This is a genomic window from Micromonospora sp. DT233 (assembly GCF_049841815.1).
GTDB lineage: Bacteria > Actinomycetota > Actinomycetes > Mycobacteriales > Micromonosporaceae > Micromonospora.
Map to the genome: position 1 here is coordinate 300,582 of NZ_JBNCLB010000003.1, position 19,225 is coordinate 319,806.

Consider the following 19,225-nt stretch of genomic DNA (forward strand, 5'->3'; position numbering starts at 1 on the left):
AATGTTGCAGAAGATTGGCTGAACAGTGTGGGTGGACATTCGTTGCCATAGCGTCTCCGACCTTACAAGATGGCTCCGACAAAGGCGATGACCGTGGAATTTCCACCGTTCATAAAAATTGCGAATCCGGTCAGCCATCCGAGAGGAAGTGAGTCTGTCGTGGGCGCGTTTTTCCGTCGACCGAGCTCGGTCGAGTCGATGAGTCCGGCGGTGCGCCGATGAGCGAACGATTCGTGGCGCACCTGGCGTTCACCGCCGCCGACCTCGGCGCCGCCCGCCGGTTCGCCGGGGCGCTGGCCCGGTCGGTGACCTTCCTGCCCGAGATCGATGCCGGCGAGACCACCGTCTCGGCCGAGGACGCCCAGGGCGTACGCCATCGGGTCTTCTGTGACCTGCCGCTGCCGGACCACCGGCGCTGCGCACGCCGCGCCGACCACGACGGGGCCTGCACGGCCCGGCCGCCCCGATGACGGGCGCGCCCACCGTCGCCTGCCCGGACTGCGACGGCACCACGTTCCGCCTTGACCCCTGCCGCTGCACCCGCTACGGCAACCGCTTCCTGGCCGAAGACGCCGAAGACGCCGAAGACGTAGCAGGCACAGCGGAGGACGGCGCGGGCGCGCGCCGGCAGCCGTACCGCAAGTGTCAGCTGTGTCGGGGCGTCGGCAGCGTCGCCGTGGCCTGCCTGCGCTGCGGCCGGCGCGGTCGCCGCCGCGCGCAGCTCGTGCTGACCGTGGCCAACCTGGACACCGGCGCGGTCGCGTCGCACCGGGTCACCCCCGACACCCTCGACCCCCGCCCGGACCCGGCGGGCGGCTGGGTGGCCGACCTGACCGACCGGGTACGCGAGCTGGCCGCCGCGACCGGCGTCGCCGCCCCCGTCGAGCCGCTGAGCGTACGGCTGCCGCCGGCCTGGCGGCCCGACCTGCCGGCCGGCGAGCGGTACGAGCTGGCCGCCCGCGCCCTCGCGGAGGCGGCCCGGCCGGCGTGGCGGGTGCTGGTGGGGCGGTCGAGCGCGCCGCCCCCGGTCGACCCGGCTGCCCGGCTGGCCCGGCTCTGCGGGCTGGCCGACCTGCTCCTGCTCGACCTGGTCGTGGAGGCCCGCCGGCACGGCGGCATCCTCTGCTGGGACGTCCGGTACGAGGTGCCCGGCTCGCCCGTGCCCGCCGGGCCGCCGGAGCCCCGCGCGGACCTGTCGGCGGCCCTGGCCCGGACCAGGGTGGCCGAGGCGCTGGCCGGGCTCGGCGACCGCGGCCGGGACGCCCCCGCGCGGCTGCTGCGCCCCACCCCGCCCGGCCCGTCCGCCCCGCCGGCCGTCGACGTCGAGGAGATCGAGCGGCGGGTACGCGCCGACTGCGCCGGGCCGGCCGGGGCCGAGCTGCCCGGCGCGCAGGCCGTCTGGCGGGACGGGCGCTGGTGGCACACCGGCCTGGGCCCCGGCGAGCCGGTGGTGACCCTGGTCGGGCAGCCCACCGGCCAGGTGCTCCGCCGGGTCCGGGTGCCGCTGCGCCGCCTCGCCGAGCCGGTCGACCCGCCGTGGCTCGGCGAGCCGGTGCCGTCGCGCGCCTGCCCGGACTGCCGCCCCGACGACCGGCTGCGCCCCTCCGTGCTGGCCTGCGGCAGCTGCGGCGGCACCGGGCGGCGGCACCGCACGGCGCTGGTCACCCTGACCGACCTGCGGCACCGGGTGGTGCACCTGACCTGGCCGGCCGGTGCCCCGGAGGCCGCCGCGCCGGCCGGCAACGCCCCCGGCGGCCGGGCGGTGGTGCGGCTGCCCGACCGCTACCGGCTGGCTGCCTGGGCGACCGTCTTCGGCGTACGCCCGGAGGACCTCGCCGAGGCCGACGGCGGCCACGACCTGCCGCCCGACGCGCGCGACGGCTACGTCACGCTGCCGTGGGCGGGAGCCGACCCGGTGGGGGAACTGGTGGCCGCCGTCGGCCCCGCACTGCCCGCCGGGCGCCTGCTCGTCACCGCCGTACGCCCCGCCGCGCCGTCGCTGGCCGAGCTGCTCCGGCTCGCCCACGGCCTCGACCTGGCGTTGGTGGTCAGCGTGCTAGACCTGCGGGCGCACCCGGCCGGGCCGCTGCGGGCACCCGGGCTGCTCTGGGCGGTCGACCTGCGCGCGCCGGCCGCCCCGGTGCGCCCGGACGACCTGCCGGACCGGCCCAGCCTGGCGGCGGCCGTGGCGCACTGCCTGGAAGGCCTCGACGCCGTCCTCCCCGAGACCGTGCCGGCCGACCCGGCCGCGCCGATCCCGGTGCCGTCGTCGGCGCGGCGCGAACTCCCCGGCGACCCGGTGCCGGAGCTGCTGCGGTTGGCCGCCCGGCACGCCGGCCGGGCGCTGACCGCGCGCTTCACCCGGTCGGGCAGCACCGTCCACCGTCACGGCGACGAGGGGCCGCGCCTGCTCGTCGAAGGCTCCGAACTGGGGATCTGCGGTTGACGGGCCACTGCGGGGAACATATGTTCGAGCGCGTGCGGGGGAATCTCGGGGCAGGTCAGGCTGGTTCGCCATCAGCGCGTGGCCAGCGGGCCGGTGAGCCCTCCGGGGCCTCTACGATCGGGGCCATGGACCGAGGAACGGGGGAGCGGGCGGCGCTGGTGGCGCTGCTGCGCCAACCCGACCTGGGCTGGTCCGACGCCGCCCACGAGGTCCAGGAGGCCGGCAGCGCGCTCGACGTGCTCCGGCGGGTCGTCGGGCGGGCGGACACCCTCTTCCCCGACGAACGCTCCGTCGACTCGCTCGTCGACGCCGCCGCCGGTGAGCTGGCCGGCTGGCAGGCCGAGGGCATCACGGTGCGGGCCTTCTTCGACGACGACTATCCCGCCCAGCTCCGCGACATCCGGGAGATGCCGCCGCTGCTCTTCGCGCGGGGAGATCTCCGGCCCGACCCCCGAGCCATCGCGGTCGTCGGCAGCCGTGAGGCGAGCGATCGGGGGATCGAAATCGCCCGGTCGGTGGCGACCTCGCTGGCCGCTCGGGACGTGACGGTGGTCAGCGGCCTGGCGAAGGGCGTCGACACCGCCGCCCACCAGGCGGCGCTCGCCGCCGGTGGCCGCACCGTCGCCGTCATCGGCACCGGCATCCATCGGCACTATCCGGCCGTCAACCGAGGACTTCAGGAACACATCGCCGACGTGGGCCTGGTGATCAGCCAGTTCTGGCCGGACGCCGCCCCGACGAAACAGAGCTTCCCGATGCGCAACGCGGTGATGAGCGGTTACGCCGCTGCCACCGTCGTCGTCGAGGCCGGCGAGCGCAGCGGTGCCCGGATCCAGGCGCGGCTCGCTCTCCAGCATGGTCGGCCGGTGGTGCTCACGAGTCAGGTGATGCGGCACGACTGGGCGCGTGCGTTCGCCGACCGTCCCGGGGTGCACGTGGCACACGGCACGGCGGAGCTGGTGGAGGCCGTCGACGCCATCCTCGCCAGGATGCCGGCCGCGATCGAGCTGGAGGGCTTCCCTGAGCTCGCCAGTCTCTGACCCCTGGGGCCGCATCCGGCAGCACGTCGAGACCCAGCGGAACTTCCTGCGTAATCCCTTGCCCGCAGCCGAGTGGATCTGCCCGACCTGTCGAGGCGTGCGTACGCCGGGATTTGCCCAGTGCTACCCGTGCCAGGAGCAGTTGGCCGAATCAGGGGGTCTGCTTGCCGACGTGGTGGTGCCGATCCCATATTCGCCACGTACCGGCCAGCATCATCACCACCTGCGTTCGTACAAGTCCACCCCGGCATCGACGCAGGCGAGGTGGAACCTGCTGGCGCTGTTGCTGCTGTTCCTGCGGGAGCATCTCGATTGCGTGTCCCGACGGATCGGCGGTCCCCCGACCCATGCTGTCGCGGTCCCCAGCACCCGGGGCAAGCCCGGCCCGCACGCACTCCAGGAGCTGATCGGGAATCGGCTGCGGCTGCCCTGGCTCGCTGCCGTGCCGAACCCCCGCCACGGGCCTGACGTCCGGAGCTTCCAGGCGGACTGGTTCGGCGTCCGACTGCCCGAGCAAGGTGGTCTCGTCCGACCACTGATCATCGACGACACCTGGACGACCGGGTCTCGGGCCCAGTCGCTCGCCCATGCGCTGAAGACGGCTGGCGCTTCGTCGGTGGCGGTCGTGGTGCTCGGCCGCCACGTCAGGCCGGAACATGCGGCTTCCCGGCCGCTGCTGAAGGCGATCGAGGAGCCGATGTTCGACCTGTCGGTGTGCGCGGCCGAGCACTGACACCCGTCGTACCACGCGTCACCGCCGTGCCCCCGACCGCTAACCCGCCGAACCAATCTTGGACGCTTGGCGTTCGCCTTACGCAGTAGGCGTCCAAGATTGGTTCGTGGAGGTCCTATTCCGGGACCCGGCGGTACGCGCCGTCGCTGGCCGAGGTGGCCATCGAGGCGTACGCGCGCAGCGCCGCCGACACCGGGCGCTGCCGGTCCAGCGGGGTGTACGGCTTGTCGCGCTTCTCCTGGGCGATGCGCCGGGCCGTCAGCACGTCGTCGGGGACGTTCAGCGCGATCGACCGGGCCGGGATGTCGATGACGACCTCGTCGCCGGTCTCGACCAGGGCGATCAGGCCGCCGGAGGCCGCCTCGGGGGAGACGTGGCCGATGGAGAGCCCGGAGGTGCCGCCGGAGAACCGGCCGTCGGTGAGCAGCGCGCAGGACCGGCCCAGCCCGCGCCCCTTGAGGAACGAGGTGGGGTAGAGCATCTCCTGCATGCCGGGGCCGCCGCGCGGACCCTCGTACCGGATCACCACGACGTCGCCGGCCACGATCTCCTTGGCCAGGATCGCGGTGACCGCGTCGTCCTGCGACTCGTAGACCTTCGCGGGGCCGCGGAAGGTCAGGCACTCCTCGGGCACCCCGGCGGTCTTCACCACGGCGCCGTCGGGGGCGAGGTTGCCGTGCAGGATGGCCAGGCCGCCGTCGGCGCTGTAGGCGTGGGCGAGGTCGCGCACGCAGCCGCCCGCCGCGTCGGTGTCCAGCGTGGACCAGCGGTTGGTGGTGGAGAACGGCTCGGTGGTACGCACCCCGCCGGGGGCGGCGTGGAACAGCTCGACCGCCTCGGCGGTGGGCGAGCCGCCCCGGACGTCCCAGTCGGTCAGCCACTGCGCGAGGCTGGGGGAGTGCACGGCGTGCACGTCGCGGCGCAGCAGGCCGGCGCGGTCCAGCTCGCCGAGGATCGCCGGGATGCCGCCGGCGCGGTGCACGTCCTCCATGTGGTAGTTCGGGGAGTTCGGCGCGACCTTGGCCAGGCAGGGCACCCGGCGGGAGATCTCGTCGATGTCGGCGACCGAGAAGTCCAGCTCGGCCTCCCGGGCGGCGGCGAGCAGGTGCAGGATCGTGTTGGTCGAGCCGCCCATGGCCACGTCCAGGGCGATCGCGTTCTCGAACGCGGCCCGGCCGGCGATCTCGCGGGGCAGCACCGAGGCGTCGTCGCCGTCGTACCAGCGCTTGGCGATCTCCACGACGGTGCGGCCCGCCTCGACGAAGAGCGACCGGCGCGCGGCGTGGGTGGCCAGCGTCGAGCCGTTGCCGGGCAGCGCCAGGCCGACGGCCTCGGTGAGGCAGTTCATCGAGTTCGCGGTGAACATGCCGGAGCAGGAGCCGCAGGTCGGGCAGGCGGAGCGCTCGATCTCGCCGAGCTGCTCGTCGGTGACCGCGTCGTTGGAGGAGGCGACCATCGCGTCGATCAGGTCGATCTTGGAGTGCACGACCCCCTCGATCGCGACCGTCTTGCCGGCCTCCATCGGGCCGCCGGAGACGAAGACGGTGGGGATGTTCAGCCGCAGCGCCGCCAGCAGCATCCCCGGGGTGATCTTGTCGCAGTTGGAGATGCAGACCAGGGCGTCCGCGCAGTGCGCGTTGACCATGTATTCCACCGCGTCGGCGATCAGCTCCCGGCTGGGCAGCGAGTAGAGCATCCCGCCGTGGCCCATCGCGATGCCGTCGTCCACCGCGATGGTGTTGAACTCCCGGCCGACCCCGCCGGCCTGCGCCACCGCGTCGGCGACGAGACCGCCCATGTCCTTGAGGTGCACGTGACCGGGGACGAACTGCGTGAAGCTGTTGGCGATCGCCACGATCGGCTTGCCGAAGTCGTCGTCGGTCATGCCGGTGGCCCGCCACAGGGCGCGGGCACCGGCCATCGTCCGGCCGTGGGTGGAGGTCTTCGACCGCAGCTCAGGCATGGGTACCAGTGTTACACCGTCGGCCCGGGGAGTCGGAAAGACGCACACCGAGTCCCAACAGTTGCACACCCGGCTCCCGTGCCGGGCGGGCATCCGGCAGAGTTGGGGGTGTGCACTTCCCCCCGGGCATGACCGCCATCGCGGTGCTGAGCTGCATCGTCGCCGTCGCCGCCACCGTGCTGCTGATCGATCTCGCCCGTCGGGCGGGACGCCGGTGCGGGCAGTCCGCCGCGCTGGTCGCCGTCGCCGCGCTCTGCGCGCTCTTCGCCGTGCTGCTCGGGGTGACCGTGGCGTTGGGCGGCGAGGGGCTGCGGCGGGGGGAGTTGACCGGGTGGGCCACCCCGGTCGCCGTCGCCGTCGCGGCCAGCGCGCTGGCCTTCGGCGCGGCCCTGCTGCGGCTGCCCGGCGCGGTGTTGACCCGGGCGGCGACGGCCCGGCTGGCGCTCGACGGTCTGATCATGGCGTCCGCGCTCTGGTTCGTCGCCTGGGTGCTCTTCTCCGAGCCGACCCGGCTGCTGGCCAACACCACCCCGGTGGCCTGCCCGCAGATCCTGCTGGCTACCGTGGGCGTCACCCTGACCACCGGGCTCACCCTGATCGTGCTGGTGCGGGCCGTCGCGCCCCGCCGCCGGCTGGCCTGGCTCGGCGTCGGGACCACGGCGGTGACCTGCGGGGGCCTCGGCATCGCCAGCGGGCTCTGTCAGGCGGTGCCGGGGCTGGTGCTGGCCGGCACCGGGCTGGCCGCCGCCGGGCTGGCGACCGCCGCGTTGGCCCTGCGCGGGGCCGCCTCGCCCGGTCAGCTCGACGTCGACCTGATCCGCCGCGACGGCGCGTACGCCTTCGTGCCGATGCTGGCGATGGCCGTCTCCGCCATGTACCACCTCATCCAGGGCGGCCGGTTCGACGCGTTGGGCATCGTCGCCGGCAGCGTCGAGGGCTTCGCGCTGGTGACCCGGCAGTACCTCGCCCTGCACGACGTGCGCCGGTACGCGGTGCGGCTGGCCGAGGGGGAGGCGCACTTCCGGGAGTTGGCGCACACCGACCCGCTGACCGGCCTGGCGAACCGGCGCGGCCTGCTGCGCGCCCTGCACCAGCGCACCGGCGGCGGCGACCCGTGCGTGCTGCTCGGGCTGGACATGGACGGCTTCAAGAACGTCAACGACATGCGCGGGCACGACGTGGGCGACGAGGTGCTGGCCGAGGTGGGCCGGCGGCTGCGGGCCAACCTGCGCCCCGGCGACCTGGCCGCCCGGCTCGGCGGGGACGAGTTCGCGGTGCTCGTGGCCGGTCACCCGGCCGAGGCGGGGCGGGTCGCCGAGCGGCTGCTCGGGGTGCTCGGTCAGCCGTACGAGCAGCCGGGCGGGCCGGTCTTCCTCTCGGTGAGCATCGGCGTGGCCGGGCAGCCCGCCGAGCCGGACGTCGAGCTGCTGCTGCGCCACGCCGACCTGGCCCTGCGCTACGCCAAGCAGCGCGGCAAGAACCGCATCGAGCACTACGACGCCGAGTACGACGGGCTGCTGCGCCGCCGCACCACGCTGGAGCACGAGCTGCGCGGGGCGATCGAGCGCGACGAGCTGCGGCTGGTGTTCCAGCCGGTGGCGTCGCTGCCCTCGGTGCGCCCGGTGGGCGCGGAGGCGCTGCTGCGGTGGAGCCACCCGGAGCTGGGCCGGGTCGGCCCGGACGAGTTCATCCCGCTGGCCGAGGAGTGCGGGATGATCGCCAAGCTCGGGGCGTGGGTGCTGCACCAGGCGTGTCGCCAGCTCTCCCGCTGGCTGGCCGACGGGTACGACGTCTGGGTGTCGGTGAACGTCTCGCCCCGGGAGCTGCACGCCCCGGAGTACGTGGTCCAGGTCGCCGAGGCGCTGCGCGCCCACCGGGTGCCGCCGCAGCGGTTGGTGCTGGAGGTCACCGAGCACGCCGTCGCCACCGACCTCGACGAGCTGGTCCGGCGGCTGACCGCGCTGCGGCGCACGGGGGTGCGGATCGCCCTGGACGACTTCGGCGCCGGGTACTCGTCGCTGGGTCAGCTCCGTCGGCTGCCGATCGACATTCTGAAGATCGATCACAGCCTGGTGGCCGAGCACGAGCCGGTGCGCCCCGTGGGCACCGACGGCCCGGCGTTCGCCCCGATGGTCGACATCGTGATGCGACTGGGCCACCAGCTCGGCCTGGAGGTGATCGCCGAGGGGGTGACCAACCAGACCGAACTGGCCGCGGTGGTCGCCGCCGGCTGCCGCTTCGGGCAGGGCGCGCTCTTCGGCTGGGGGGTGCCGGCCGAGCACCTGGAGGCGATGCTGAAGGCCGCCACGTCGGGGCGGCCACGGCGGTCGCCGCCGGTGCCCGCCCAGCACCCCGAAACGGGGGCATCCGCGCAGGTAGGGGCCGGTGCGGGTGGCGTTTCGGAGGGCGTCGCGGTGAAGTCCGTTGACCAGAATGTGGGAGCAGTTGACTCAGGGCGTGAGATGCGTCAGGCTTGACCCCATGCCGTCGAACCAGTCTCCGCGAGTACTTACCTGAGCGCACTCTCCGTCGTCGAGAGTGCGCTGGCCCCGTGCATCTGCACGAGGGCCGTTTTTATTGCCGTCGGATCCCATCTCGGGGCGGGCTCCGCCCGCGTCGCACCGCCTGAAGAGCACCAGCCACTCCAGCCGAAGGCCGCAACCGCCATGACCAGACCCACGCCAGAGACTCTCGCCCACTCCGCCCGCCGCTCCCGTGCCACCGGCACCGAGCCGACCCCCGCCGACCAGGTCGCGCCGGCCGGCCGCGCCGCCGCCGTACCGGCCGGGGCGGAGCAGGCCGGGCCCGCGCAGCTCTCCGGGGCCGGTTCGCTCGTGCGGTCGCTCGAGGCGCTCGGCGTCGACGTGGTCTTCGGCATCCCGGGCGGGGCGATCCTGCCGGCCTACGACCCGCTCTACGACTCCGCCGTGCGGCACATCCTGGTCCGCCACGAGCAGGGCGCCGGCCACGCGGCCACCGGGTACGCCCAGGCCACCGGCAAGGTCGGCGTCTGCATGGCCACCTCCGGGCCGGGCGCGACGAACCTGGTGACCCCGATCGCCGACGCGTACATGGACTCGGTGCCGATCGTGGCGATCACCGGCCAGGTCGCCCGCCCGGCGATCGGCACGGACGCCTTCCAGGAGGCCGACATCCAGGGCATCACCCTGCCGATCACCAAGCACAACTTCCTGGTGCAGACGCCCGAGGAGATCCCGCAGGTGCTCGCCGAGGCGTTCCACCTGGCCGCCACCGGCCGCCCCGGCCCGGTGCTGGTGGACATCCCCAAGGACGTCCTGCAGGCGCAGACCACCTTCTCCTGGCCGCCCACGCTGGACCTGCCCGGCTACCGGCCGACCCTGCACCCGCACGGCAAGCAGATCCGCGAGGCCGCCCGGCTGATGACCACGGCCCGCCGCCCGGTGCTCTACGTCGGCGGGGGCGTGCTCAAGGCCGAGGCCACCGAGGGGCTGCGCCGGCTGGCCGAGCTGACCGGCATCCCGGTGGTCACCACCCTGATGGCGCTCGGCGCGTTCCCCGACTCCGACCGGCAGCACCTGGGCATGCCCGGCATGCACGGCACGGTCACGGCGGTCTACGGCCTGCAGAAGGCCGACCTGATCGTGGCGCTCGGCGCGCGCTTCGACGACCGGGTCACCGGCAAGCTGGACTCCTTCGCCCCGGACGCGATGGTGGTGCACGCCGACATCGACCCGGCCGAGATCGGCAAGAACCGGCACGCGCACGTGCCGATCGTCGGCGACGCCCGGCACGTGATCGACGAGCTGATCGGGGCCGTCACCGCCGAGCGGGCCGCCGGCCGCGCCGCCGACCTCACCGACTGGTGGGCGCAGCTCGACGACCTGCGCAACCGCTACCCGCTGGGCTACGACGAGCCGGCCGACGGCACCCTCTCCCCGCAGTACGTGATCGAGCGGCTGGGCAAGATCGTCGGGCCGGACGCCGTCTACGTCGCCGGGGTCGGCCAGCACCAGATGTGGGCGTCGCAGTTCATCTCGTACGAGAAGCCGCGCACCTGGCTGAACTCCGGCGGCGCCGGCACCATGGGGTACGCGGTCCCGGCCGCGATGGGCGCCAAGGTCGGGCGGCCGGACGCGGTGGTCTGGGCGGTGGACGGCGACGGCTGCTTCCAGATGACCAACCAGGAGTTGGCCACCTGCGCGCTGGAGGGCATCCCGGTCAAGATCGCCGTGATCAACAACGGCAACCTGGGCATGGTCCGGCAGTGGCAGACCCTCTTCTACAACGAGCGGTACTCCAACACCGAGCTGGGCACCCACAAGCACCGCATCCCCGACTTCGTCAAGCTCGCCGAGGCGCTCGGCTGCGTCGGCCTGCGCTGCGAGAACGCGGCGGACGTGGACGCCACCATCGCCGCGGCCATGGCGATCAACGACGCCCCCGTCGTGGTCGACTTCGTGGTCGGCAAGGACGCGATGGTCTGGCCGATGGTGGCCGCCGGCACCAGCAACGACGAGATCATGTTCGCCCGCGGCGTCCGCCCGGCTTTCGACGAGGATGACATTTAGTCATGACCGAATGCACCGAGCGCAGCGAGGGCCATGAGGGCATGACAAGGAAGGCACAGCCATGACGATGCATACGCTTTCGGTTCTGGTGGAGAACAAGCCGGGGGTGCTGGCCCGGGTCTCCGGGCTCTTCTCCCGGCGCGGGTTCAACATCGACAGCCTCGCCGTCGGCGAGACGGAGAACCCCGACGTCTCCCGCATCACCATCGTGGTCAACGCCGACTCGTCCCCGCTGGAGCAGGTCACCAAGCAGCTCAACAAGCTGGTCAACGTGCTCAAGATCGTCGAGCTGGACGCGCAGGTCTCGGTCGCCCGGGAGCTGCTGCTGGTCAAGGTCCGCGCCGATCGCGCCGGGCGGGGGCAGGTGCTGGAGACGGTCAACCTGTTCCGCGCCCGGGTGGTCGACGTCGCGCCGGACACGCTGACGATCGAGGCCACCGGCACCCCCGACAAGCTGGACGCGCTGCTGCGCGACCTCGAACCGTACGGGATCAAGGAGATGGTCCAGTCCGGCACGGTGGCGATCGGGCGCGGTTCGCGTTCCATCACCGCCGGGCCGGCGCTGCGGGCCGCCTGACCCGACCACCGCCACCGACCGCACAAACCACGACGGGCCCCCCGGGCCGCCGTACGAAAGGGAAGTCCATGAGCGTTGAGGTGTTCTACGACGACGATGCCGACCTGGGCCTGATCCAGGCCAAGAAGGTGGCGGTGATCGGGTACGGCAGCCAGGGCCACGCCCACGCGCTGTCGCTGCGCGACTCCGGCGTCGACGTGGTGATCGGGCTGCCGGCGGGCTCGAAGAGCCGGCCGAAGGCCGAGGAGCAGGGCCTGCGGGTGCTCACCCCCGCCGAGGCCGCGGCCGAGGCCGACGTGATCATGATTCTGGCCCCGGACACCGCGCAGCGCACCCTCTACACGGAGGCGATCGCGCCCAACCTGGCGCCGGGCAAGGCGCTCCTCTTCGGCCACGGCTTCAACATCCGGTACGACCTGATCAAGCCGCCGGCCGACGTGGACGTGGCGATGGTCGCCCCGAAGGGCCCGGGTCACCTGGTCCGCCGCCAGTACGTCGACGGCAAGGGCGTGCCCTGCCTGGTCGCCGTCGAGCAGGACGCCAGCGGCAGCGCCTTCGCCCTGGCCCTGGCGTACGCCAAGGGCATCGGCGGCACCCGCGCCGGCGCGATCCGCACCACCTTCAAGGAGGAGACGGAGACCGACCTCTTCGGCGAGCAGGCGGTGCTCTGCGGCGGCGCGGCGGCCCTGGTGCAGACCGGCTTCGAGGTGCTCACCGAGGCCGGCTACGCCCCGGAGGTCGCCTACTTCGAGTGCCTGCACGAGCTGAAGCTGATCGTCGACCTGATGTACGAGGGCGGCATCGCCAAGATGCGCTACAGCATCTCCGACACCGCCGAGTACGGCGACCTCTCCCGGGGCCCGCGCGTCGTCGACGCCCGGGTCAAGGAGGAGATGCGCAAGATCCTCTCCGAGATCCAGTCCGGCGAGTTCGCCCGCGAGTGGGTGGCCGAGGACGAGGCGGGCCGCCCCAACTACACCAAGTGGCGCAACGAGGGGGCGGCGCACCCGATCGAGGAGACCGGCCAGAAGCTGCGCTCGATGATGAGCTGGGTGGACCGGCCGATCACCGAGACCGCCTGAGTCGTACGCCGCACGGCGGCCCGCCCGACGCCCACACCCGGCGTCGGGCGGGCCGCCGTCGTGTTGTTTCTTCGGTATTCCGACGCCACCGGGCCTGTGAGGGCACTCACCCCGCAGGGCGGGACATCCCGACCGGCCCGGCACCTACGATCGCGTTAGGTGTGCAGCCGGCACCTGACATGGCACGAATCAGCGCAGGGCGCAGCGCGGCGTCGCGACGCCCCGGGCCGACCACCACACGACCTACGAGGACCGATGACTCCTGTCGTACTGATCGCCGAAGAACTCGCCCCCGCCGCCATCGAGGTGCTCGCCCACGACTTCGACGTCCGCCACGTCGACGGCACCGACCGTCCGGCCCTGCTCGCCGCGCTCTCCGAGGCGAACGCGGTGATCGTGCGCAGCGCCACGCAGATCGACGCCGAGGCGATCGCCGCCGCGCCGAAGCTGAAGGTGGTCGCCCGGGCCGGCGTCGGTCTGGACAACGTCGAGGTGCCGGCCGCCACCGCGCGGGGCGTGATGGTGGTCAACGCCCCCACCTCCAACATCGTCTCCGCCGCCGAGCAGGCCGTCGCGCTGCTGCTGGCCGTGGCCCGCAACACCGCCAGCGCCAGCGCCGCGCTCAAGGCCGGCGAGTGGAAGCGGTCGAAGTACACCGGCGTCGAGGTGCAGGGCAAGACCGTCGGCGTGGTCGGCCTCGGCCGCATCGGGGTGCTCTTCGCCTCCCGGATGGCCGCCTTCGGCACCCGGCTGATCGCGTACGACCCGTACATCCAGCCGGCCCGCGCCGCGCAGCTCGGGGTGCGCCTGGTCGGGCTGGAGGAGCTGCTGCGGGAGAGCGACTTCATCTCGATCCACCTGCCGAAGACCCCGGAGACCGTGGGCCTGATCGGCGAGAAGGAGCTGGCGATCGTCAAGCCGGGCGTGCGGATCGTCAACGCCGCCCGGGGCGGGCTGGTCGACGAGCAGGCCCTGGCCGACGCCATCGCCGAGGGTCGGGTCGGCGGCGCCGGCATCGACGTCTACGGCAAGGAGCCCTGCACCTCCTCGCCGCTGTTCGCCTTCGACAACGTGGTGGCGACCCCGCACCTGGGCGCCTCCACGGCCGAGGCGCAGGACAAGGCGGGCCTGGCCGTGGCCAAGAGCGTGAAGCTGGCGTTGCAGGGCGAGTTCGTGCCGGACGCGGTCAACGTGCAGGTCGGCGGCGTGGTCGCCGAGGAGGTCCGCCCGCTGCTGCCGCTGGCCGAGAAGCTCGGTCGGGCGTTCACCGCCGTGGCCGGCGGGGTGGCCGCCAGTGTCACCGTCGAGGTGCGCGGCGGGATCGTCGACCATGACGTGTCGGTGCTCAAGCTCGCCGCCACCAAGGGGCTGTTCAGCTCGGTGGTCGAGGAGCAGGTGACCTACGTCAACGCGCCGAACCTGGCCGCCGAGCGGGGCGTCGAGGTCACCCTGTCCAGCTCGGCCGACACGATCGACCAGTCGAACCTGGTGACCGTGCGCGGGGCGCTGCCCGACGGCAGCACGGTCAGCGTCTCCGGCACGGTGGTGCACACCGGGGCCCGGGACATCATCAAGCTGACCGAGGTGGACGGCTTCGACGTGGAGATCACCGCGGAGGGCATCCTGCTGTTCCTGCGCTACGTCGACCGGCCGGGCGTGGTCGGCACCGTCGGCACCCTGCTCGGCGAGGCCGGCGTCAACATCGCGGCGATGCAGGTGGCCCGCCGGGAGGCCGGTGGCGAGACCCTGATGACCCTCACCGTCGACCAGGCGCTCGGCGCCGACCTGCTCACCTCGGCGGCCGAGTCGATCGGCGCGGTCTCGGCCAGCGCCGCCGACCTGCGCGACGAGTAGCCACCGCAGGTCCACGCACGACGAAGGGGGGCCCGGCCGGATCGGTCGGGCCCCTCGTCGTACCCGGGCGTCGGGTCAGCGCCGGACGCGGGTGGGCGGCGGGTAGACCGAGCCGTCCTGGTAGTCGAAGAGCATCAGGTCGTACTCCCCGGCCAGCCGCTCGATGTCGAGCAGCACCTGGTCCTCGCAGGCCGGGTTGAGGTTCATCTCGATGTGGTCGGCGGTCGCGTGCAGGGGCGCTACCTCCCACGGGGTTCCCGGGCCGGCCGGCCGGTCCGGATAGCTGGCCGTGATCGCCCGGTAGAAGCCGACGACCCGCCGGTCCGGATAGCGTTCGCTGTGCTGCCCCTGTCGGCACCGTTGCACCGCTGCCCGTACGTCCGCAGGGGTCGCCCCGTCCGGGAGGGCCCACACGCTCAGATCGAAACTCACGGCGGACAGCGTGCCATCCCGCGCCCGGGAAGTCACCGCGACCCCGGCCGGGGCGGCCCGGGGCCTTGTGCACTGTCGCGTCGCGCACTGTCGTGCGGCGACGGTCTGCTGTGGAGACCCTTGCGGTGAGTTGCGTCGATTCGCTAGCGTACTCGTGCGGTCACTGGCTGAGGTCGGCGTCGGCCCGCCTTCGGGTGGCGCGGCCGACGCGTGGCCCCGGCCGGTGCGCACCCCTCGATTGCGCGAGCCACGCGCATTCGTCGCTGACCGGCCCCCACGGTCGTTGCCGAGACCGTGGGGGCCGATCGCGAACCAAAACCGCCCCGCCCCGGCACGCCGGCCGGCTTCAGCGGCGGTGGGCGAAGAGCGCCCGGTAGTCCGACCCGTTGCGGAACCAGGCCAGCCCGGCCGGCCCGGCGGCGTAGAGCGCCGTGGCGTACGCGTCGGCCACCGCCAGGTCGGGCCCGATCACGGTGGCGGCGGCGAGGTGCTCGGCGGGTGCGCCGGTGTGCGGGTCGACGACGTGCCCCTGCCGCCCGCTCACCCCGGAGGTGCCCACCGCGCCGGCCGTCATCTCCAGCAGGAGCGGGGCCCGGCGGGCGTCGGTCGGGTGGTGCACGGCCACCCGCCACGGGCCGCCGTGCGCGGCGTGGCCGCGTACCACCAGGTCGGCGCCGGAGATCAGGGCGTAGTCGTCGATGCCGGCGGCGCGCAGCCGGGCCGCGGCGCGTTCCACCGCCCAGCCGCCGAGCAGGCCGCCCGGGTCGAAGCCGCCGGGCACCGCCCAGGCGTCGAACCAGCCGTCGGTGGCGGCCCGCATCGCGGCGCAGCGGTCCACGAGGTCGGCCAGCGGCGGGTACGACTCGGGGCTGATCTCCCCCCGGCGCAGCCGGGAGACCAGGCTCTCCGGGCGGGCCGGGCCGTAGGTGAGGTCGATGGCGCGCAGCTCGGCGACGGCGTCGGCCAGGGCGGCACCGACCCGGGCTCGGCCCAGCCGCTCGGGGGCGTTGAGCAGCAGCGAGTACTCGGCGCTGCTGGTGCGGACGCTGTGCCGCACGGCGATCCGGTCGACGGCGCTGCCGCCGGCCCGGTCGAGGCGGTGGCGGCGGCCACCCAGGCGCAGGTCGGGGCGGCGGGCGGAGAAGGAGGACGGGTCCACCCACCGGGTGCGGGGCTGTTCGTCGGCCCAGCGGTGCCGGGGATGCTCGTCGATCCGCATACGCTGCTCCTTCGCTGACGGCGCCGCGACACGGCGGCGGATCCGTCCGGGCTCCGTGGCCCGTCGACCACCCACCCTAGGCAGCGAAGTTGACCACACCATGAGACCGGCCTGGGAGCCTGCTGTGTGTTGCATTTCCCGGATCGTGGAACATGCGTACCGGGAGGCGGGACAGGGTCGTACGGTTGCGGAAAGTCGACGAGGCGAGGGAGCTGGCGGACGTGACGCGGATCGCGGTGGTGGCCGGGGACGGAATCGGACCCGAGGTGGTCGAGCAGGCCCTCAAGGTCGTCGACGCCGTGCTCCCCGGCGTGGCGACCACCTCCTACGACCTCGGTGCGGCGCGCTACCACCGCACCGGCGAGGTGCTCCCCGACTCCGTCCTGACCGAGCTGGCCGGGCACGACGCGATCCTGCTCGGCGCGGTCGGCGACCCGAGCGTCCCGCCGGGCGTGCTGGAGCGGGGCCTGCTGCTCAAGCTCCGCTTCGCCTTCGACCAGTACGTCAACCTGCGCCCCTCGCGGCTCTGGCCCGGCGTGGCCGGCCCGCTGGCCAGCGTCAAGCCCGGCGAGGTCGACCTGGTGGTGGTCCGGGAGGGCACCGAGGGGCTCTACGCCGGGGCCGGCGGCTGCCTGCACCGGGACACCCCGGCCGAGGTGGCCACCGAGGAGAGCCTGAACACCCGGCACGGGGTGGAGCGGGTGGTGCGCGACGCGTTCGCCCGCGCGGCCCGCCGGGAACGGCGCAAGGTCACCCTGGTGCACAAGACCAACGTGCTGACCCACGCCGGGTCGCTCTGGGCCCGCGCCTTCGCCGCCGTGGCCGCCGAGCACCCGGACGTCGCCACGGAGTACCAGCACGTCGACGCCGCCGCGATGTTCCTGGTCACCCAGCCCCAGCGCTACGACGTGGTGGTCACCGACAACCTCTTCGGCGACATCCTCACCGACATCGCCGCCGCCGTCACCGGTGGCATCGGGCTGGCCGCCAGCGGCTGCATCAACCCCACCGGGGCGTACCCGTCGATGTTCGAGCCGGTGCACGGCTCCGCGCCGGACATCGCCGGCCAGGGCGTCGCCGACCCGGTGGCCGCCGTGCTCTCCGCCGCCCTGCTGCTCGACCAGCTCGGGCACGCCGAGGCCGCCGCCCGGGTGACCGCCGCAGTGGGCGTCGAGCTGGCCGGCCGCACCCCGGGCACGCCGCTGCGCACCGCCGAGGTGGGCGACCGGCTCGCCGGGTACGCGGTGGCCTGAGGCGGAGCCCCGCCGGCACCGCGCTACCGGCCCGGCGAGCGGCCGGGGTAGGTTTTCAGGCGAAGCAGGATCCGGCGCGCGTCCCCGCGCGCCACGTCATCCGGCGCGCGCCCGCGCCCCAGGTCCGCCCGGCAAGGAGGTCCCCGTGATGAGCGGTGGTGACATGCTCGACTTCGAGATCGTTCCGAATTCCGCGCCGGTGTCCGCCGTCGAGCGGGCCGCCCTGCTCGTCGACCCGGGCTTCGGGCGGGTCTTCACCGACCACATGGTGACCATCCGCTACGCCGAGGGCAAGGGCTGGTACGACGCGAGGATCACCGCGCGCGGGCCGATCCCGATGGACCCGGCCAGCGCCGTGCTGCACTACGCCCAGGAGATCTTCGAGGGGCTGAAGGCGTACCGGGTCGGCGACGGCGGGGTGACCATGTTCCGGCCGCAGGCCAACGCCGAGCGCTTCGCCGCCTCGGCCCGCCGGATGGCGATGCCGGAGCTGCCGCCGGAGCTCTTCGTCGACTCCCTGCGCCGGCTCGTCGAGATCGACCGGGAGTGGATCCCCGAGGGCGACGGGGGCAGCCTCTACCTGCGCCCCTTCATGATCGCCAGCGAGGCGTTCCTCGGCGTCCGCCCGGCCAAGGAATACCTCTACGCGGTCATCGCCTCCCCGGCGGGGTCGTACTTCTCCGGCGGGGTCCGGCCGGTGACCGTCTGGGTCTCCCCGGACTACACCCGTGCCGCCCCGGGCGGCACCGGCGCGGCGAAGTGCGGCGGCAACTACGCCGCCTCGCTGGTGGCCCAGGCCGAGGCGATCGAGGCCGGCTGCGACCAGGTGGTCTTCCTCGACGCGGTGGAGCGGACGTACGTCGACGAGCTGGGCGGCATGAACATCTTCTTCGTCTACGACGACGACACGCTGGTCACCCCGCCGCTGAGCGGCACGATCCTGCCCGGCATCACCCGCGACGCGATCCTCACCCTGGCCGCCGAGGCCGGCCACCGGGTGCAGGAGCGGCCGGTCAGCTTCGCCGACTGGCAGGCCGACGCGGCGAGCGGGCGGCTGCGCGAGGTCTTCGCCTGCGGCACCGCGGCCGTGATCACGCCGATCGGCGAGGTTCGCTACCCCGACGGCGCGTTCCTCGTCGACGACGGCGGGTCGGGCCCGGTCACCACCGCGCTGCGCCAGCGCCTGGTGGACATCCAGCGCGGCCGGGCCGCCGACCCGCACGGCTGGGTCGCCCCCGTCCTCTGAAGCCGGGCGCGGCAGCCCTCCTCGGAGGCGGCACGGCGGCGCGCGCCCTCAGGCGAGCAGGTGCTCGCGCAGCGCGGCGAGCTGGGCGTCGGTGACGCCCGCGTGGCGCAGGTAGCCCTCCACCGAGCCGTAGCCTTCGCGCAACTCGGTCAGGAAGAGCGTCATCGCCTCCGCCGGGGACGCCAGGAACGGGTAGGGCACCTGCCCGGCGTCGGCGTAGGTCTCGGCCACCCAGGCGCTGAACCGCGCCGACGCCTCGGTGCTCAGCGCGTAGTCCGCGGCGATGTCGGCGTCGTCCACGCCGAGCGCCGACAGGGTCAGCGCGCAGACCACGCCGGTGCGGTCCTTGCCGGCGACGCAGTGCACGACGACCGGCGCGGCGGCGCTGTCGGCGATCAGCCCGACCGCCTCGGCCAGCCCGGCGGCGCCGGTGCCGACGAGTTCGGCGTACCGGTCGGCGAGGAAGCGGGCCAGGTCGTCGCCCGGCTCGTACTGCGCGCCCGACCAGTCCCGGTGCTCGGGGTGGATGTGCCGGTAGGTCAGCCCGGCCAGCTCCGGCACCCGGCCGTCGCGGGCCACCTCCGCCGGGCGGCGCAGGTCGATCACGGTGCGGATGCCGAGGGCGACGAAGGCGTCCCGGTCCGCGCCGTCGATGCGGTGCGGTGAGTCCGAGCGGTAGAGCCGGCCCCGGGCCACGGTGGCGCCGTCGCCGGTCGGGTAGCCGCCGACGTCGCGGAAGTTGAACAGGGCGGAGAAGGGGATCCTGCGGTTGGTCTCGGTCGCGTCCACGCTGACACCGTAACGGCCGGCGGGGCGTATTCCCACCGGCC

At 73.8% G+C, this 19,225-nt stretch carries 15 protein-coding genes; 11 read left to right on the forward strand and 4 right to left on the reverse strand.

The window, feature by feature from the left end; all coding sequences use genetic code 11:
* Positions 1-218: 218 nt before the first annotated feature.
* From ACLQ2V_RS09425 to ACLQ2V_RS09440, 4 genes are all read left to right on the forward strand, one after another.
* Positions 219-470: a hypothetical protein gene (locus ACLQ2V_RS09425; protein WP_425718015.1), complete on the forward strand. Its 252-nt coding sequence runs from the start codon at positions 219-221 to the stop codon at positions 468-470.
* Positions 467-2,446: a hypothetical protein gene (locus ACLQ2V_RS09430; protein WP_425718016.1), complete on the forward strand. Its 1,980-nt coding sequence runs from the start codon at positions 467-469 to the stop codon at positions 2,444-2,446. Before ACLQ2V_RS09425 ends, ACLQ2V_RS09430 begins: the two co-directional genes overlap by 4 nt.
* A gap of 125 nt (positions 2,447-2,571) precedes the next feature.
* Positions 2,572-3,486 (forward strand): DNA-processing protein DprA, encoded by a 915-nt coding sequence (locus ACLQ2V_RS09435; protein WP_425718017.1) that lies wholly within the window; start codon positions 2,572-2,574, stop codon positions 3,484-3,486.
* Between the two features lie 172 nt (positions 3,487-3,658).
* The gene (locus ACLQ2V_RS09440) at positions 3,659-4,219 is read left to right on the forward strand and encodes a hypothetical protein (protein WP_425718018.1); all 561 of its coding nucleotides are present in this window, start codon (positions 3,659-3,661) and stop codon (positions 4,217-4,219) included.
* A 115-nt stretch (positions 4,220-4,334) separates the two neighbouring features.
* Here ACLQ2V_RS09440 and ilvD read toward each other — a convergent pair whose 3' ends face one another.
* Positions 4,335-6,182 carry a dihydroxy-acid dehydratase gene (gene ilvD / locus ACLQ2V_RS09445; protein WP_425718019.1) on the reverse strand — a complete coding sequence of 616 codons (1,848 nt, stop codon included), beginning with the start codon at positions 6,180-6,182 and terminating at the stop codon, positions 4,335-4,337.
* A gap of 110 nt (positions 6,183-6,292) precedes the next feature.
* On the opposite strand from ilvD, the gene ACLQ2V_RS09450 reads away from it, so the two are divergent.
* The 5 genes from ACLQ2V_RS09450 (at position 6,293) to serA (ending at position 14,245) form a co-directional block, all read left to right on the forward strand.
* Positions 6,293-8,659, forward strand: coding sequence for a putative bifunctional diguanylate cyclase/phosphodiesterase (locus tag ACLQ2V_RS09450; RefSeq protein WP_425718020.1), 2,367 nt, complete (start codon positions 6,293-6,295; stop codon positions 8,657-8,659).
* A gap of 189 nt (positions 8,660-8,848) precedes the next feature.
* Positions 8,849-10,732, forward strand: a complete 1,884-nt coding sequence (locus ACLQ2V_RS09455; protein WP_425718021.1) for an acetolactate synthase large subunit — start codon at positions 8,849-8,851, stop codon at positions 10,730-10,732.
* A 61-nt stretch (positions 10,733-10,793) separates the two neighbouring features.
* Complete coding sequence (gene ilvN, locus ACLQ2V_RS09460; protein WP_425718022.1) at positions 10,794-11,309, forward strand: acetolactate synthase small subunit; 516 nt, start codon at positions 10,794-10,796, stop codon at positions 11,307-11,309.
* 68 nt (positions 11,310-11,377) lie between these two features.
* Entirely contained in the window at positions 11,378-12,391 is a 1,014-nt protein-coding gene (gene ilvC / locus ACLQ2V_RS09465; protein WP_425718023.1) for a ketol-acid reductoisomerase, read from the forward strand.
* 255 nt (positions 12,392-12,646) lie between these two features.
* Positions 12,647-14,245 carry a phosphoglycerate dehydrogenase gene (gene serA, locus ACLQ2V_RS09470; RefSeq protein WP_425718024.1) on the forward strand — a complete coding sequence of 533 codons (1,599 nt, stop codon included), beginning with the start codon at positions 12,647-12,649 and terminating at the stop codon, positions 14,243-14,245.
* A 75-nt stretch (positions 14,246-14,320) separates the two neighbouring features.
* Here the strand turns inward: serA and ACLQ2V_RS09475 are convergent, their stop codons facing one another.
* The gene (locus tag ACLQ2V_RS09475) at positions 14,321-14,677 is read right to left on the reverse strand and encodes a hypothetical protein (protein ID WP_425718025.1); all 357 of its coding nucleotides are present in this window, start codon (positions 14,675-14,677) and stop codon (positions 14,321-14,323) included.
* A gap of 346 nt (positions 14,678-15,023) precedes the next feature.
* Positions 15,024-15,896 carry an FAD:protein FMN transferase gene (locus ACLQ2V_RS09480; protein ID WP_425718026.1) on the reverse strand — a complete coding sequence of 291 codons (873 nt, stop codon included), beginning with the start codon at positions 15,894-15,896 and terminating at the stop codon, positions 15,024-15,026.
* A 221-nt stretch (positions 15,897-16,117) separates the two neighbouring features.
* Here ACLQ2V_RS09480 and ACLQ2V_RS09485 point away from each other — a divergent pair, with 221 nt between their 5' ends.
* Both ACLQ2V_RS09485 and ACLQ2V_RS09490 read left to right on the forward strand, forming a co-directional pair.
* Positions 16,118-17,149, forward strand: coding sequence for a 3-isopropylmalate dehydrogenase (locus ACLQ2V_RS09485; protein ID WP_425718322.1), 1,032 nt, complete (start codon positions 16,118-16,120; stop codon positions 17,147-17,149).
* A 148-nt stretch (positions 17,150-17,297) separates the two neighbouring features.
* Positions 17,298-18,395 (forward strand): branched-chain amino acid aminotransferase, encoded by a 1,098-nt coding sequence (locus ACLQ2V_RS09490; protein ID WP_425718027.1) that lies wholly within the window; start codon positions 17,298-17,300, stop codon positions 18,393-18,395.
* Between the two features lie 48 nt (positions 18,396-18,443).
* Here the strand turns inward: ACLQ2V_RS09490 and ACLQ2V_RS09495 are convergent, their stop codons facing one another.
* Positions 18,444-19,214 carry a tyrosine-protein phosphatase gene (locus tag ACLQ2V_RS09495; protein ID WP_425718323.1) on the reverse strand — a complete coding sequence of 257 codons (771 nt, stop codon included), beginning with the start codon at positions 19,212-19,214 and terminating at the stop codon, positions 18,444-18,446.
* Positions 19,215-19,225: the final 11 nt, after the last annotated feature.